The 15,832-nt window shown below is 55.1% G+C and carries 18 protein-coding genes; 17 read left to right on the top strand and 1 reads right to left on the bottom strand.

What is annotated here, in order from left to right; translation table 11 throughout:
• The first annotated feature begins 18 nt into the window (after positions 1 to 18).
• The 8 genes from KJI95_RS08110 to KJI95_RS08145 all read left to right on the top strand — a co-directional run bounded on the left by KJI95_RS08110 (position 19) and on the right by KJI95_RS08145 (position 5,804).
• Positions 19 to 819, top strand: a complete 801-nt coding sequence (locus KJI95_RS08110; protein WP_214506668.1) for a sulfite exporter TauE/SafE family protein — start codon at positions 19 to 21, stop codon at positions 817 to 819.
• Positions 820 to 847: 28 nt separating this feature from the next.
• Positions 848 to 1,657 (top strand): prolipoprotein diacylglyceryl transferase, encoded by an 810-nt coding sequence (gene lgt / locus KJI95_RS08115; RefSeq protein ID WP_214506669.1) that lies wholly within the window; start codon positions 848 to 850, stop codon positions 1,655 to 1,657.
• Complete coding sequence (gene thyA, locus KJI95_RS08120; protein WP_214506670.1) at positions 1,654 to 2,448, top strand: thymidylate synthase; 795 nt, start codon at positions 1,654 to 1,656, stop codon at positions 2,446 to 2,448. Before lgt ends, thyA begins: the two co-directional genes overlap by 4 nt.
• A gap of 120 nt (positions 2,449 to 2,568) precedes the next feature.
• Positions 2,569 to 3,744 carry a Na+/H+ antiporter NhaA gene (nhaA, locus tag KJI95_RS08125; protein WP_214506671.1) on the top strand — a complete coding sequence of 392 codons (1,176 nt, stop codon included), beginning with the start codon at positions 2,569 to 2,571 and terminating at the stop codon, positions 3,742 to 3,744.
• The gene (locus KJI95_RS08130) at positions 3,741 to 4,124 is read left to right on the top strand and encodes a hypothetical protein (protein WP_214506672.1); all 384 of its coding nucleotides are present in this window, start codon (positions 3,741 to 3,743) and stop codon (positions 4,122 to 4,124) included. Before nhaA ends, KJI95_RS08130 begins: the two co-directional genes overlap by 4 nt.
• Before the next feature lie 16 nt (positions 4,125 to 4,140).
• Positions 4,141 to 5,049, top strand: a complete 909-nt coding sequence (gene nhaR, locus KJI95_RS08135; RefSeq protein ID WP_214506673.1) for a transcriptional activator NhaR — start codon at positions 4,141 to 4,143, stop codon at positions 5,047 to 5,049.
• 82 nt (positions 5,050 to 5,131) lie between these two features.
• Positions 5,132 to 5,371, top strand: coding sequence for an FAD assembly factor SdhE (locus KJI95_RS08140; protein ID WP_214506830.1), 240 nt, complete (start codon positions 5,132 to 5,134; stop codon positions 5,369 to 5,371).
• 7 nt (positions 5,372 to 5,378) lie between these two features.
• Positions 5,379 to 5,804, top strand: a complete 426-nt coding sequence (locus KJI95_RS08145; RefSeq protein ID WP_349356716.1) for a protein YgfX — start codon at positions 5,379 to 5,381, stop codon at positions 5,802 to 5,804.
• Here the strand turns inward: KJI95_RS08145 and nadB are convergent.
• Positions 5,767 to 7,389, bottom strand: a complete 1,623-nt coding sequence (gene nadB, locus KJI95_RS08150) for an L-aspartate oxidase (RefSeq protein ID WP_214506675.1) — start codon at positions 7,387 to 7,389, stop codon at positions 5,767 to 5,769. The genes KJI95_RS08145 and nadB overlap by 38 nt on opposite strands.
• A gap of 185 nt (positions 7,390 to 7,574) precedes the next feature.
• On the opposite strand from nadB, the gene rpoE reads away from it, so the two are divergent.
• From rpoE to recO, 9 genes are all read left to right on the top strand, one after another.
• Entirely contained in the window at positions 7,575 to 8,153 is a 579-nt protein-coding gene (gene rpoE, locus KJI95_RS08155) for an RNA polymerase sigma factor RpoE (RefSeq protein WP_214506676.1), read from the top strand.
• A gap of 52 nt (positions 8,154 to 8,205) precedes the next feature.
• On the top strand, positions 8,206 to 8,823 hold the full coding sequence (locus KJI95_RS08160) for a sigma-E factor negative regulatory protein (RefSeq protein ID WP_214506677.1): 618 nt from the start codon (positions 8,206 to 8,208) through the stop codon (positions 8,821 to 8,823).
• 46 nt (positions 8,824 to 8,869) lie between these two features.
• Positions 8,870 to 9,808, top strand: a complete 939-nt coding sequence (locus tag KJI95_RS08165; RefSeq protein WP_214506678.1) for a MucB/RseB C-terminal domain-containing protein — start codon at positions 8,870 to 8,872, stop codon at positions 9,806 to 9,808.
• A complete protein-coding gene (locus tag KJI95_RS08170; RefSeq protein ID WP_214506679.1) occupies positions 9,805 to 10,302 on the top strand; it encodes a SoxR reducing system RseC family protein in 498 nt (165 codons plus the stop codon). The genes KJI95_RS08165 and KJI95_RS08170 overlap by 4 nt, the downstream gene beginning before the upstream one ends.
• A gap of 207 nt (positions 10,303 to 10,509) precedes the next feature.
• Entirely contained in the window at positions 10,510 to 12,300 is a 1,791-nt protein-coding gene (gene lepA, locus KJI95_RS08175) for a translation elongation factor 4 (protein ID WP_214506680.1), read from the top strand.
• Between the two features lie 226 nt (positions 12,301 to 12,526).
• On the top strand, positions 12,527 to 13,444 hold the full coding sequence (gene lepB / locus KJI95_RS08180; protein WP_214506681.1) for a signal peptidase I: 918 nt from the start codon (positions 12,527 to 12,529) through the stop codon (positions 13,442 to 13,444).
• Between the two features lie 5 nt (positions 13,445 to 13,449).
• On the top strand, positions 13,450 to 14,130 hold the full coding sequence (gene rnc, locus KJI95_RS08185) for a ribonuclease III (RefSeq protein WP_214506831.1): 681 nt from the start codon (positions 13,450 to 13,452) through the stop codon (positions 14,128 to 14,130).
• Entirely contained in the window at positions 14,127 to 15,125 is a 999-nt protein-coding gene (gene era, locus KJI95_RS08190) for a GTPase Era (protein WP_214506682.1), read from the top strand. The genes rnc and era overlap by 4 nt, the downstream gene beginning before the upstream one ends.
• Entirely contained in the window at positions 15,125 to 15,826 is a 702-nt protein-coding gene (recO, locus tag KJI95_RS08195) for a DNA repair protein RecO (RefSeq protein WP_214506683.1), read from the top strand. Before era ends, recO begins: the two co-directional genes overlap by 1 nt.
• Positions 15,827 to 15,832 lie beyond the last annotated feature (6 nt).

The raw sequence follows: 15,832 nt of genomic DNA on the forward strand, positions 1-15,832 counted from the left end.
TAACAAAAGGTTGGTTCAGTGGAACAAGTGCTGTGGGTAATAGGCTGGTGTGTGCTGCTGGGGGCTTTTGTCGGCTTTATGGCCGGGCTTCTTGGCATTGGCGGCGGTTTGATGATAGTGCCGGCGCTGCTGTATCTGCTGCCCAAGGTCGGCTTTGACGCTGACTTTTTGCCCCATGTGGCGATTGCGACCTCATTGTCGGCAATTATTCTGACCTCTTTATCTTCCGCCCGGGCTCACCATGGCCGCGGCAATATCGACTGGTCACTGCTTAAACTGCTGGCACCGGCAGTATTGGTGGGCGCGCTTGCCTCTGGCTTTATCGCCGAGCGGATTGCCGCAGCCCACCTTAAGCAAGTGTTCGCCATTTTCGTTATCCTGATGGCGATTCATATGGCCTATCCGGTCAAGACAGAATCCAATCGCGCGCTGCCATCGACACTGCCCTTGTTTGTGATGGTGGCCTTGATTGCACTGGTGGCGGGGCTGATGGGCATTGGCGGTGGCGTGCTGCTGGTGCCGCTACTGACCTTTTTCGGTATTGCCATGCGCACCGCGGTGGGTGTGTCGGCCGGTACCGGTCTTCTTATCGCGCTGTCGGGCAGCTTAAGCTACGTGCTTGCCGGCTGGAATGCGTCCGGCATGCCTGAATTCACCCTGGGCTACGTGTATTTGCCGGCACTCTTTGGTATTGTCTGCACCTCAATGCTTACGGCACCGCTTGGCGCCCGGGCGGCCAGCAGTTGGCCAACCGCGCTGCTTAAAAAGATTTTTGCGCTGCTACTGACAGTCATCGGCATCAAACTGGTGCTCGGCTGATGTTTTTAAAGGAACTTTCGGAAACCTTATGGCGTTAACTTTCCCAGATATCGACCCGATTATTGTCAAACTCGGCCCGTTTGAGCTGTTTGGCAACACCTTTGAACCTGCGCTGCGCTGGTACGGTTTTATGTACCTGGTGGGATTTATGGCGGCGCTGTGGCTGTTGAATCGTAAAGCCGACCGCTCAAATGGGCTGTGGAGCCGTGAGCAGGTATCAGACCTTTTGTTCTACGGGTTCCTTGGCGTGGTGCTGGGCGGCCGTATCGGCTATGTGCTCTTCTATCACTTCGATTTGTTCCTCGCCAACCCCATGTATCTCTTTAAGGTGTCCGAAGGCGGCATGTCGTTCCACGGCGGCCTTATCGGGGTTATCACCGCCATGGCCTATATTGCCTGGCGCCAGAAACGGACGTTTTTTGCAGTGGCTGACATGGTGGCGCCGGTCGTGCCTATTGGTCTTGGTGCCGGCCGCATCGGCAACTTTATCAATGGCGAGCTGTGGGGCCGGGTGTCGGATGTGCCCTGGGCCATGGTGTTTCCCACCGGCGGACCGGATCCGCGCCATCCATCGCAGCTGTATCAGTTTGCACTCGAAGGCGTAGCCCTGTACCTGCTGCTGTGGTGGTTCTCCAAGCGCACCACCAAGGTGGGTGCCGTGTCCGGTATGTTCCTGCTCGGTTACGGTGTTTTCCGTATTCTGGTTGAAACCGTGCGTGAGCCCGATGCGCACCTCGGTTTGTACCTTGGTTTTATCACCATGGGCCAAATACTGTCGTTGCCGATGATTATTTTCGGTCTGTATCTGATTTTGCGTAAACAGGAAGCGCGTGGATGAAGCAATATCTCGACTTAATGCAGCACATTCTCGATAAGGGCACCGACAAGAGTGACCGTACCGGCACTGGTACCCGCTCGGTGTTTGGTTATCAGATGCGCTTTGATCTCAGTGAAGGCTTTCCGCTGGTCACTACCAAGAAATGCCACCTGCGCTCCATCATCCATGAACTGCTGTGGTTTTTGAAAGGCGACACCAATATCGCCTACCTGCAGCAAAACAAAGTGAGTATCTGGGATGAGTGGGCCGATGAAAGCGGCAACCTTGGCCCTGTGTATGGTGCCCAGTGGCGCAGCTGGCCAACGCCCGATGGTCGCCATGTCGACCAGATAAGTGAAGTGATAGCGCAGATTAAGTCCAATCCCGATTCCCGCCGTTTGATTGTCTCTGCCTGGAACGTGGGTGAACTCAATAAAATGGCGCTGGCGCCTTGCCATGCGTTTTTCCAGTTTTATGTGGCCGACGGCAAACTCAGTTGCCAGCTGTATCAGCGCTCCTGCGATGTATTCCTCGGTTTACCTTTCAATATCGCAAGCTACGCGCTGCTGACCATGATGGTGGCGCAGCAGTGCGATTTGGCGCTGGGGGATTTTGTCTGGACCGGTGGTGATACCCATCTTTACAGCAATCACATGGAACAAACTGCGCAGCAACTCACGCGCGAGCCGCGCCCGCTGCCGACTATGACCATTTTGCGTCGCCCTGAATCCATCTTTGATTACCGCTTTGAAGACTTCGAACTTTCGAATTACGACCCGCATCCGCACATCAAAGCGCCAGTCGCTATCTGATTGAGTAAACTTTCGTCTGATACCTCGGTTATTTCGAGGTGTCAGGCAGAAACTTACGATTATGTTTGATAATCTGATTTCGCTACACTCAAGTCATAAGATTTTTTTGGGAGTAACGAAATGGAAAAGGCTATTCGTAATTTTTTGAGCCAGGAGTCGGCCGGTGGCATTTTGCTGCTTGTTTCGGTCGCTCTGGCTATGTTGCTCGCCAACTCACCGCTTTCCGGTTTGTACCAGGGGTTTTTGGATACCCCGATGCAGGTACGTTTTGGTGCGTTGGATATCAATAAGCCACTGCTGCTGTGGATCAACGATGGCTTGATGGCGCTGTTCTTCCTGCTTATCGGCCTTGAAGTTAAACGAGAGCTGCTGGAAGGTGCACTGTCGAGCCCGTCCAAGGCGTCGCTGCCGACCTTCGCCGCCATCGGCGGTATGCTGGTGCCGGCGGCAATTTATCTCTTCTTTAACTATGCCGATCCTGCCACCAAGGTGGGTTGGGCTATTCCTGCTGCCACCGATATTGCCTTTGCCCTTGGGGTTATGGCGCTGCTTGGCAAGCGGGTACCGGTTGCGCTGAAGGTGTTTTTGCTGGCGCTCGCCATCATCGACGACCTTGGCGTAATCGTGATTATCGCGCTGTTCTACAGTACCGATCTGTCGATGCTGAGCCTGATTATTGCGGCCATTGCCGTAACGGGGCTCGTGGCGCTAAACCGCAAAGGCGTAACGGCGCTGACGCCTTACGGGGTGCTTGGCCTTATTCTCTGGATTGCGGTGCTTAAATCCGGTGTCCATGCGACGTTGGCCGGTGTGGTGATTGCGTTTTGTATTCCGCTGCGGGCCAAAGATGGCAGCTCGCCTTCAGAGCACCTAGAGCACAGCCTGCACCCCTGGAGTAACTTCCTGATTCTGCCTGTGTTTGCCTTTGCCAACGCCGGCGTGCCGCTTGGCAACATGAGCATCGACAGCCTGATGTCGCCTGTGCCTGTGGGTATTGCGCTGGGTCTGCTGCTGGGTAAGCCCATCGGTGTGTTGGTGTTCAGCTTTATCGCGGTAAAACTGCGTTTGGCTGAGCTGCCCCCCGGCATTGGCTGGAGACAAATTGCCCCTGTGGCTGTGATGTGCGGTATCGGCTTTACCATGTCGATGTTCATCTCGTCACTGGCGTTTGAGCAGAGCGCGGAGGCCTATGGCGATCTGGCCCGTCTCGGTATTTTGCTCGGTTCCCTGTTCGCCGCTGTAATTGGTTATTTCTGGCTGTCCAAAGTACTGCCACCAGCAGGAGAAAAGGTATGAAGCTGAAATGGATCTGTGGCGCGGCGCTGCTGTCGCTGCCAATGCTGTCGATGGCATCACCGCTTGATGTGTGCCTTAAGGATAATCGCAGCACCGAGTGCCAAAGCTATCTTGATGGCGTGGTCGACGGCGCGCTGATGTATAAAACCAGTGCCCTCGGCGCCCGGCCTGAATCCAATGGGTTTGAGAGCCGCGCACTCAAGTATCGTGGTGGCAAGCGTTTCCAGGATGCCAACCGCCGTTACTGCGTTGATCGCATCCCCGACCGGGATGTGTTGGTGGAAGGTCTGACCGAAGCACTTGGCTCAGGCGAAGTGAAAGATCAGGAAGGACTTGCCCAGGCGATGTACAGCCTGCTCGACTGCCAGCGACTCAAGTAAGGCTGTAGCCATCCTTATGCAGCATCTTAACTATAACCATCTGTACTATTTCTGGATGGTGCAAAGCAAGGGCTCGGTGGTCAAAGCCGCCGAGGCCCTGTGCCTCACCCCGCAAACCGTCACAGGCCAGATAAGGGCTCTGGAAGAACGTCTTGGCGGGGCGCTGTTCAAGCGGGTAGGGCGTCAGCTTGAGCCGACGGATCTGGGTGAGTTGGTTTACCGCTATGCCGACAAGATGTTCAACTTAAGCTATGAGCTTCTGGATATCCTCAACTATCGTAAAGATGCCTCTATGCTGTTTGAGGTCGGCATTGCCGATGCGCTCTCTAAGGCGTTGTCGAGCCGGGTATTACTCAGTGTGCTGCCCACCGATGGTAGTATGCACCTTGCCTGCTATGAGGCGACCCACGAGAGCCTGATTGGCCGTTTGCGTGAGCATAAACTGGATATGATTTTGTCGGATTGCGCCGGCGAATCGCTTAAATATCCCGAAATCCTCTCGAAAAAGCTTGGTGAGTGCGGGGTAAGTTTTTTCTCATCGCGGCAATACAGCAAGCCATTTCCGGCCTGTCTGGAGGAGGATAAATTGCTTATCCCCGGCAAGCGCACCAGCCTTGGGCAGCAGTTGCATCGCTGGTTTGCCGAAAAAAATCTCAGTGTCGGTATCCTTGGCGAGTTTGATGATGCGGCCATGATGAAGGCCTTTGGCTATTTTGGTAAGGGCATTTTTGTGGCGCCATCGATTTACAAGCAGGATATTCTTGGCCACGGCATGTGTCTGCTTGGTGAAACCCTGGATATTCGCGAAGAGTACCATGTGATGTTTGCCGAGCGGATGATCCAGCATCCGGCGGTTAAAAGGTTGCTTGAAACGGATTTTTCCGATCTGTTCCATGGTAAAGACAGACAGGTGCAAAGCTTCTGAGCGCTGGCCACACCGAGGTCAAGCCTGCTAGACTTAGCGCGGTTTTTTGCGAGCAACAGGAAGTAAAAACGTGTCAGATCTTATGAGTACCCCGCGGGTTCGCTGGGCATGCCGCCGCGGCATGCTGGAGCTGGACGTGCTGTTTCAGCCCTTTGTGGAAAATCACTACGAAACGCTGAGCGACAAGGACAAGGCTGTGTTCGTGCGTTTGCTTGAGTGCGAAGATCCGGAGCTGTTCGCCTGGTTTATGGGCCACGAAAAGTGCGCCGATCCTGAGCTTGCCGCCATGGTGGTCACCGTCCGTGGACGCGAGGCGCCATAGATTTTCCGTGACAGCCTCAAGGGATCAATACCTTGCTGTAGCGATCCTTTGGGCCTTCTTTATGACCAGCCTGTTGGCCTGGCCTGCCTACCTTACCCCCGTTTTTTCCGCGCTTAAGATAGTCACAGCGCTTGTTATTTGTCTGTATTTCATTGGCTTGCTGTTTAAGCTTCGCACATGGCATTGGCAATTTGGCTTAACTGCACAGGGCGAGCTGATTGATGCTGCGCCGGATGGGCGTCAGCAAAGCAGTGATGTGCTGAGCGCGCGGGTAACGCCGCTTTTATGCGTGATGCAAATAAAAAGCCCAGAGGGACAACGCCGTCTGGGCCTGGTGTTTGCCGATATGCTGAGCGATGCAGACTATCGCAGCCTGAGCCGGCTGCTGCTTGCCGTCAACGCCCGGGCGTTAAACTCTCCGGACTCAAAATAGTCGGGCCTGAGTGCTCGAGCTTGTTCGGGTGGTCGAGGTTACAGTGCAAGCCGCGGCTTTCTTTACGGGCCATGGCACAGCGGATAATCAGCTCTGCTACCTGTACCAGGTTACGCAGCTCCAGCAGGTTATTGCTGACGCGGAAGTTGGAATAGTATTCCTGAATTTCCTGCTGCAGCATGGTAACCCGCCTAAGCGCGCGCTCAAGCCGTTTATCGGTACGCACAATGCCCACGTAGTCCCACATAAAGAGGCGCAGTTCGTGCCAGTTGTGGGCAATCACCACCTCTTCATCCGAGTCACAAACCCGGCTTTCATCCCAGGCGGGCAATGGGCCGGGCAGGGCGATTTTCCCTAGCTGGCTTTCAATATCCTCGGCGGCGGCGCGGGCGAATACCAGACATTCCAGCAGCGAGTTGCTGGCCAGACGATTGGCGCCGTGCAGGCCGGTATAGGCCACTTCGCCGATGGCATACAGGCCATTAAGGTCAGTCTGGCCATGCAGGTCAGTCATCACCCCGCCACAGGTGTAGTGGGCGGCCGGCACGATGGGAATGGGCTCTTTGGTGATATCCAGACCAAGTTCGAGGCAGCGACTGTGGATAGTCGGGAAGTGCTTGATGATGAAGTCTGCCGGTTTGTGGCTGATGTCCAGATACATGCAGTCAACACCAAGGCGCTTCATTTCAAAGTCGATGGCGCGGGCGACTATGTCACGGGGCGCAAGCTCAGCGCGCTCGTCAAAGTCCGGCATAAAGCGGCTGCCATCGGGGCGGCGCAAATAGGCGCCTTCACCGCGCAGGGCCTCGGTCAGCAAAAAGTTACGTGCTTCGGCATGGTACAGGCAGGTGGGATGGAACTGGTTAAATTCCATGTTCGCCACACGGCAGCCTGCGCGCCATGCCATGGCAATGCCATCACCGCTGGCGACGTCCGGGTTGGAGGTATATTGGTACACCTTGGAGCTGCCGCCGGTGGCAAGCGCCACAAAGCGGGCCTTCACGGTTTCTACCTGCTCAAGCTCGCGGTTCCAAACGTAGGCGCCAAGCACCCGGTTACCGGGGCGGCCGAGCTTACGGGTGGTGATAAGGTCGATGGCGTTATAGCGCTCAAGCACCTGAATGTTCGGGTGTGACGATGCCAGTTCCTGCAGCGTGGTTTGCACCGCTTTGCCGGTGGCGTCGGCGGCGTGCAGTATGCGTCTGTGGCTGTGGCCGCCCTCGCGGGTCAGGTGATAGGGCTGGGCCTCGTTGGTGATGTGCTCTTCTTTATCAAAGGGCACGCCACACTGAATAAGCCACTGCATCGCGGCCTTGGCGTTGGCGGCAGTGTATGTGACCACGGCCTCATCGCAAATGCCAGCACCGGCAACCAGGGTATCGGCTACGTGTGACTCGATGGTGTCGCCTTCGTCAAACACCGAGGCGATGCCGCCCTGGGCATACAAGGTGGAACCTTCGCTGAGCGGCCCTTTGGAAATGAGTGTAACCTTTGCTTTTTCAGCAAGATGGAGCGCCAGCGTCAGCCCTGCTGCGCCGCTGCCAATGACCAGAATATCTGATTGGTGTTCAACTGCTTGTTTCATCGGGTATCATGACGGGTTCAAATGTCCCGCTATCATAAACAAAGTTGGCATTTTATTGTACTTGCCCCATCAGGGGATTTTTTGAATTTACGCAGAACTTTTTCTTCGAACGCTGGTCTACATAGATAGTTATGATTCGAGCGACTGAAAAATCAGTATGTTGGATTTGGGAGAAGTCGGCTCGGATGAGTGGACAAAAAAGCGATCAAGAGCTGGTAGAACTGGTTCAGCAGGGAGATAAAAACGCGTTCAACCTGCTGGTGTTGAGATATCAAAGCCGTGTGTTGAACCTTATCTCGCGTTATATCCGTAATCAGGCGGATGTGGCCGATGTGGCTCAGGAAGCCTTTATCAAGGCATACCGGGCGCTGGCAACATTCCGTGGCGAGAGTGCGTTTTATACCTGGCTGTACCGGATTGCGGTAAACACGGCTAAAAATTACCTGGTTTCCCAGGGGCGCAGGGCGCCGGCCAACGATGTGGATGCCGAAGAAGCCGAATATTACGAAGGCAGTGATGCCCTCAAGGAGTTTGCCTCGCCGGAGCGGCTGATGTTGTCCGATGAAATCAAACGCGTGGTGTTTGAGACCTTGGAAGAGCTGCCCGAAGAGTTGAAAATGGCCATTTCCTTGCGTGAGCTCGATGGTATGAGCTATGAGGATATTGCCAATATTATGGAATGCCCTGTGGGTACTGTGCGGTCACGGATTTTCCGCGCACGGGAAGTGATAGATAAAAAGTTACAACCCTTGTTGGAATCCTGATGGGCATTGGCCGCATCAGTCATGGTTTTCATCTTTTAGAGAGACGTGAGTAATGGAAAAGACTGGACAGGAATGGGTATCTGCAAGCGTGGATGGCGAAACCAATCGCCAGACCTTAGCCGAACTTGCCGCAGATACCGGCTCACATGCCACCTGGCAGCGCTATCACCTGATTGGCGACGCGATGCGCGACGAACTGCCTCAGGCGATGCCGCTTGACTTGTCTTCCCGCATTGCGGCGGCACTTGAGCTTGAGCCGACTGTGCTGGCGCCCAAGGCTGCGAGCGCGAGTATGGCAGCCGATGCTTCCAGCGACGCTGCATCACAAAAATCCGCCGTGGTGGTGCCCTTTATGCGCCAGCTCGGTCAATACGGCATTGCCGCTGCGGTGGCTCTGATAGCCGTGGTTGGGGTGCAGAATTACCAAACTGCTGACGAAACCCAGCCGCTGCCTGTACTTAACACCCGTCCGCTGGTGGGCACTGCAACGCCAGTGAGCCTGCAGACAGGCCCTGTGGTCAATCAAAATCAGGCCAGCAACGAGCAACTGCTGGAGCAGCGCCGTCGCATCAATGCCTATTTACAGGACCATATGTTGCAGCAGAGATTGAACAGTGGTGTGGTTGTGGATGACAATACAGAGGAGACTCTCATCCCTGTAAAACGCTGAGCCAGCCAACGCGCACGGCCAGTTACACGCCCAACAAGGAGTAAGCTTGCGTTTTATTCTTCTGGCCCTGGTGGCCCTGGTACTTCCGGCGCACGCTGAAGACCTTTCTGCAAAGGCCTGGCTCGAGAACATGAGCCGGGCACTCAATCAAGAACAGTTCAAAATGTCGGTCATTCATCTGCAGGCCGACCATATCCGCCCCATGGTGTATTTGCACGGCAAGGTAAACGGCCAGGAAGTTGCGTTTTTGGAGCACCTGAACGGCCCGACCAAAAATGCGGTGCGTATCGGCAATACCGTGACCTTTATCGAGCACGATCAGCCCGCCATCAGCATTAATGCCGACCGCATTCAGGGACTGTGGCCCGCGATTTTTGCCGGAAATATTGCCGAGCTTGAGTCCGGCTACCAGTTTGTATTGGGTGGTCGCAGCCGCATTGCCGGCAGACCCGGCCAGCTGATCCGTTTTATTCCGACCGATGCCCACCGTTATCCGCTGCAGGTGTGGCTGGACATGGACACCTTTTTGCCGCTGCGCTATGAGCTGCTGACCGACGAGAAAGAGCTGCTTGAGCAAATCATGGTGGTGGAACTTATCGTACTGCAGGAGCCAGCCGCGTTGCTGGTTGAGGCGGCCAAGCAAGAGTGGCCACCTGTGGTTAATCAGCTCGATCGCCACGACGGCCAAAACTGGAATTTCAGCTGGTTGCCCCAGGGCTATCGCATCGTCGCCCGCGACCATCACCGTTTGATGGGCTCGCAGGAAGCGGTGGAATATGTGGCGCTTACCGATGGCATCGCCAGTATTTCCGTCTATGTTGGCCGCGCCGGCAGTGTGCCCATGCCCGAAGAGCTGATGACCCGCAACGGCCTTGGGCTGGTGACTGAAAAAGTGGGCAATGCTGAAGTGGTGGCGGTTGGCCGGGTGCCGATGGCGACCTTAAGCCGCATCATTCGCAGCCTGACGCTGGATAATCCGTCATGATGGAAGAGCTGGCGCGGGTGGTGAAGGTTGAGCCATCCGGTTGGGTTACAGTCGAGGTTGAGGTGAAAACCGCCTGCGGCCACTGCAGCGCCAAAGAAAACTGCGGCACCGGCGCCATTGCCAGTGCCTTTGCCGGTAAAACCCAGCAATTTTCCATTCACAGCAGCGAACGCTGTGAAGAAGGCGAGTTGCTGCGCCTCGGCTTGCCAGAGTCCAGCCTGCTCAAGGCTGCGGCTTTGGTGTACCTGATGCCGCTCGCTGGCATGTTGCTTGGCGCGCTTTTCGGTAAGCTTATGGCAGTACAACTGAATTTAGCCTCAGTGCTGGGTTTGGGAGCCGATAGCGCCAGCATACTGTTTGCGCTTGTGGGCGGCGTTATCAGTTGGCGCTTTGGTAAGCATCTTGCCCGAGCCCTTGAGCGTGAAACTGTGCCGGTGATCCTGGCAAGGCTTGGCAAGTCGATAACGCCTGATTGCCTGACTAAGCCCGCATAACCTCAAAATCAACAGTGTTAACGGCACCGGCGGCGCAGCTAACGCGGCCTGCGATGGCCCTTATCCTTAAGCCTGAATTCAGCCAGCGCACTGCGCTTAACCCTTCCTTAGCTTTATCATCGGTTGAGATTGGTATTGCATCACTAATCGGGTACAATTTCGCACCTTTGATTTTGTGTTCCATTTTAGTTTGGTCATTTCCGAAGCATGAAAAACATTAGAAACTTCTCCATCATTGCCCACATCGACCATGGCAAATCCACCCTGTCAGATCGTTTGATCCAGGTGTGTGGTGGTCTGACGGACCGTGAGATGGCCGAACAGGTCCTTGATTCCATGGATCTTGAGCGTGAACGCGGCATTACCATTAAAGCGCAGAGCGTGACCCTGGACTACAAGGCCAATAATGGCGAAATCTATCAACTGAACTTTATTGATACCCCCGGCCACGTGGACTTCTCCTACGAAGTGTCACGCTCGCTCGCAGCCTGTGAAGGTGCGCTCTTGGTGGTGGACGCAGGTCAGGGCGTAGAAGCCCAGACTCTGGCCAACTGTTACACCGCGCTGGAAATGGATCTGGACGTTGTGCCGGTTTTGAACAAAATCGACCTGCCACAGGCCGAGCCTGAGCGCGTTGCCGCCGAAATCGAAGACATTGTTGGCATCGAAGCTCAAAATGCGGTGCGCTGCTCGGCCAAGACCGGTATCGGCATTGACGAAGTGCTCGAGACCATAGTCGCGCAAATCCCTCCACCGGAAGGTGACCCGGATGCGCCGTTGCAGGCACTTATCATCGATTCCTGGTTCGACAGCTACCTTGGCGTAGTGTCGCTGGTGCGCATCAAAAACGGCGTGCTGAAGAAAGGCGACAAGTTCAAGGTGATGAGCACAGGCCAAACCTATAACGCCGATCGCGTGGGTATCTTTACACCTAAGCAGAAAGACAAAGACATGCTGAGCACTGGCGAAGTAGGTTATGTCATTGCCGGTATTAAAGAAATTCACGGCGCGCCTGTGGGTGACACCCTGACGCACGCCAAGCACGGCGCCGACAAGCCACTGCCGGGCTTTAAAAAGGTTAAGCCACAGGTTTACGCCGGTGTGTTTACCATCTCTACCGACGACTATGAAAACTTCCGTGACGCGCTGAACAAGCTCAGTCTCAACGATGCCTCGCTGCAGTTTGAGCCTGAAACCTCATCGGCGCTGGGCTTTGGTTTCCGTATCGGTTACCTCGGTCTGCTGCACATGGAGATCATTCAGGAGCGTCTGGAACGCGAATACGATCTGGACCTGATCACCACAGCCCCAACGGTAGAGTACGAAGTGGTACTGACCAACGGCGAAACCGTGTACGTGGATAACCCGTCGGATCTGCCGGCCATCAACCACATCGAAGAGATGCGTGAGCCTATCGTTCAGGCCAATATTCTGGTGCCGAAAGATTACCTGGGTAACGTGATCACCCTGTGTATCGAGAAGCGTGGCGTGCAAAAGAACATGGTTTACCACGGTAATCAGGTAGCCCTGACCTACGATATCCCGGCCGCCGAAGTGGTGATGGACTTCTTTGACCGCCTCAAGTCAACCAGCCGCGGTTATGCGTCGCTGGAATATAACTTCATTCGCTTCGAGCCTGCGGACATGGTGCGTCTGGACGTACTCATCAACGGCGATCGCGTCGATGCGCTGGCGATGATCATCCACCGTTCCAACATTCGCCACAAAGGTATAGCCCTGGTGGAGAAGATGAAAGAGCTTATTCCAAGGCAGATGTTCGACATCGCGATTCAGGCGGCTGTGGGCAGTCAAATCATCGCCCGCTCCACCGTGAAGGCGCTGCGTAAAGACGTAACCGCCAAGTGTTATGGTGGCGACGTGTCGCGTAAGAAGAAGCTGCTGCAGAAGCAGAAAGAAGGTAAGAAGCGGATGAAACAGCTGGGTAACGTAGAGGTGCCGCAAGAGGCGTTCCTCGCGGTGCTCAAGCTTAACGATTGATCACATTTCTTTGCTTGCATCCTTAAGCCTGGCTTAGGTACAACATCGATAAAGGCGCCGCAGTTTGCGGCGCTTTGGTTAGCAGATTGCACATTTGCCATGGCGGTATGCTCACCAAAGCGACTGACTCTTGGGTCTTGTGGTTTCAAAAGCCCTGTCTTAATGGGCTGATGCCCAAGCGCAAGAGATTAGCCAATTAATTGAATGCCAAGGAGTAAAACCGTTAATGGCTGCGTATTTTTCTCAAATTCTGGTGATAGTCACGCTGGTGTCGGGCCTTATCTGGCTGTTTGACGTACTGTTTCAGGCGCCCAAGCGTAAGGCGGCACTTGCCACCGCCCAGGCATCAAACGTCAATTTAACTGACGAAGTGGCCGAGTCCATCACCAAAGAGCCGTACATAGTTGAAACCGCACACTCGATTTTCCCGGTGATTGCCTTCGTGCTGGTGCTGCGTTCCTTTTTGTATGAGCCATTCCAAATCCCGTCCGGCTCCATGATGCCAACCCTGCTGGTGGGTGACTTCATTCTGGTCGAGAAATTCAGCTACGGCATCCGCGAGCCGATGTGGCGCAATAAAATCATCGAAACCGGCAAGCCTGAGCGTGGTGATATAGTCGTGTTCAAATACCCGCTGGACCCCAAGATTGACTATATTAAACGTGTAGTGGGTCTGCCGGGCGACAAGGTGTTTTATCAGAACAAAGAGCTCTTTATCCAGCGCGCCTGCGCCGAAGGCGAGGTGTGCCAGAGCGTGCCGTCCAAGGTTGAGCGTGTCTCCCTTGGTGATAGTGAGTTTGTTCAGGATGGCAGCCGTCTTAAGCACTTTAACGAGCAGCTTGGCAACGTTGGCCACGAAATTCTGATTAACCCGGCCCGCCCGGACATGCGCAGCATGTTCTATCGCGGTGAAAACCTGCAGGTGGGCGAGTTTGTGGTGCCCGAGGGCCAGTATTTTGTGATGGGTGATAACCGCGACAACAGTACCGACAGCCGTTTCTGGGGCTTTGTTCCCGAAGATAACCTGGTAGGTAAAGCCGTGGCCATCTGGATTAGCTTTGAGTTTGACCGTAAGCCATCTGACACCCTGCCTACCTGGGTGCCAACCGGCGTGCGTTTTGAGCGTGTAGGCGGTATCAAGTGAGCATGATGGAGCCGATTAAAAACCTGCCAAGACTGTGCCGTACTCTGGGCTATGAGTTTCAGGATATCCGTTTGCTTGAGCAGGCACTGACCCACAGAAGCGCCTCCAATCAGCACAATGAGCGGCTGGAGTTTCTGGGCGACTCCATCCTGTCTATCGTTATCTCCGATGCGCTGTTTCATCAGTTTCCCAAGGCCACCGAAGGCGACTTAAGCCGGATGCGGGCGACCTTGGTGCGCGGTGATACCCTGGCCATCATAGCCCGTGACTTCAAGCTCGGCGATTACCTCAATCTGGGGCCGGGCGAGCTTAAGAGCGGCGGTTTTCGACGTGAGTCGATTCTTGCCGATGCGGTGGAAGCCATCATAGGCGCCATCTATCTGGATGCGGACCTGGAAACTTGCCGCGCCCTGCTGCTCAACTGGTACCAAACGCGTCTGGCAGAGATCATGCCCGGCGTTGGCCAAAAGGATGCCAAAACCCTGTTGCAGGAATACCTGCAGGGGATTAAAAAGCCGCTGCCCGATTATCAGGTGACCCTGGTCGAAGGCGAGGCGCATGATCAAACCTTTACCGTGCAATGCCTGGTGACCGATCTCGCCGACCCCGTGGTTGGTGTGGGCAGTTCAAGGCGCAAGGCCGAGCAAATGGCTGCGGCCCAAGTGTTGGAATTATTGAAACAATGAGTAATAAACCCGAGTCAGGCGTACCGGAAAACGAACCCAGTCTGGAAGAATTGCTGGCGCGTATGAACAGCCAGAATCAGCCGCAGGAACATTACGATGTGACCTACTGCGGCATGGTGGCCATTGTTGGCCGCCCCAACGTGGGCAAATCCACCCTGCTCAACAAGCTTTTGAAGCAGAAGATCAGTATCACCTCCCGTAAGCCGCAGACCACCCGTCACCGCATTATGGGTATTCATACCGATGGCCCGAGCCAGATTGTGTTTATCGACACCCCCGGCCTGCACATCGACGAAAAACGTGCCATCAACCGTTTGATGAACCGCGCCGCCGCAAGCTCGCTGGCCGATGTGTCGATGGTGATTTTTGTGGTGGATGGAATGACCTGGACCGCCGATGACGAGATGGTGCTGGGTAAGCTGCGTCGTGGTGGTGAGAGCCGCAAGACGGTGCTCGCCATCAACAAGGTCGACGGCATCAAGGAAAAAGAAGAGCTGTTCCCGTACCTGATTGAAGTGTCGAAGAAATATCCCTTCGATGACATAGTGCCGATTTCGGCCAAACAGGGCACCAACGTCGAGCGTTTGCTGGATCTCGCCCGCGAGTCGCTGCCGGAGCAGGCATTCTTCTTCCCCGAAGAATATGTTACTGACCGCAGCCAGCGCTTTATGGCTTCTGAAATCGTCCGCGAAAAGCTGATGCGCTTCCTCGGCGATGAGCTGCCCTACGATGCCACCGTGGAAATCGAGCAGTTTAAGATGATGGAAAACGGCGTGTATCAAATCAACGCGCTGGTGCTGGTTGAGCGTGACGGCCAAAAGCGGATGGTGATTGGTAAAAACGGCGAGCGTATCCGCACCATCGCCACCGAAGCCCGCAAAGACATGGAGCGCCTGTTTGATAACAAGGTGTTCCTCGAAGTGTGGGTGAAGGTCAAGTCCGGCTGGGCCGACGATGAGCGCGCCCTCAGAAGTCTGGGCTACGGCGAAGACTGATGCTACACCGGGGCTATCTTCTGCATTTACGCCCCTTCCGGGAAAACAGTGCCATCGTCAATTTGCTGGTTGATGGCGCCGGAAGGGTCGATGCGATAGCCCGTCTTGGCGGCGGCAAGCGCTCATCCCGGGCGCTGCTGCAGCCGTTTCAGCCGCTGCTGTTTACCCTTTCCGGCAAAGGCGAGCTCAGAACCCTTAATCAGCCCGAAGCCTATGCTCCTGCCATTCCGCTGCAGGGCGACTCCCTTTACGCCGGCATGTACTTAAACGAACTGCTGATGCGAAGTCTAAGCCACAGCCATGGCGGTGATGGCCTGTTTTACACCTACCACCAGACGCTGATGACACTTGCCGCTGGCTTTGAGCAGCGGGTGCTGCGCTACTTTGAACTTGAATTATTGAAAGATCTTGGCATTTGCCCGCCGCTTGAGTCCGATGTAACCGGTAATACCATCGAGCCGGACATCTGTTATCTACTCAAGGCGCAGGGCGGCTTTATTCCAAGTCTTGCGCCCAACGCCACCCCTGGCCGGGTGCTGCTTTCATTGGCCAACCAAAGCCTTGCGGATGAGGATTTTCAAAGCGCCAAGAAGCTCTTGCGTCAACTGCTTGCCCCCGTGATAGGAGATAAGCCGCTGGTGAGCCGCGCACTTTTTGCCGGTCGCAGCGGGCGCGATGTGCCGGCAGGCAAGGGCGCCTGAGCACAA

This window comes from Shewanella jiangmenensis, from assembly GCF_018596335.1.
GTDB classification, from domain to species: Bacteria; Pseudomonadota; Gammaproteobacteria; order Enterobacterales; family Shewanellaceae; genus Shewanella; species Shewanella jiangmenensis.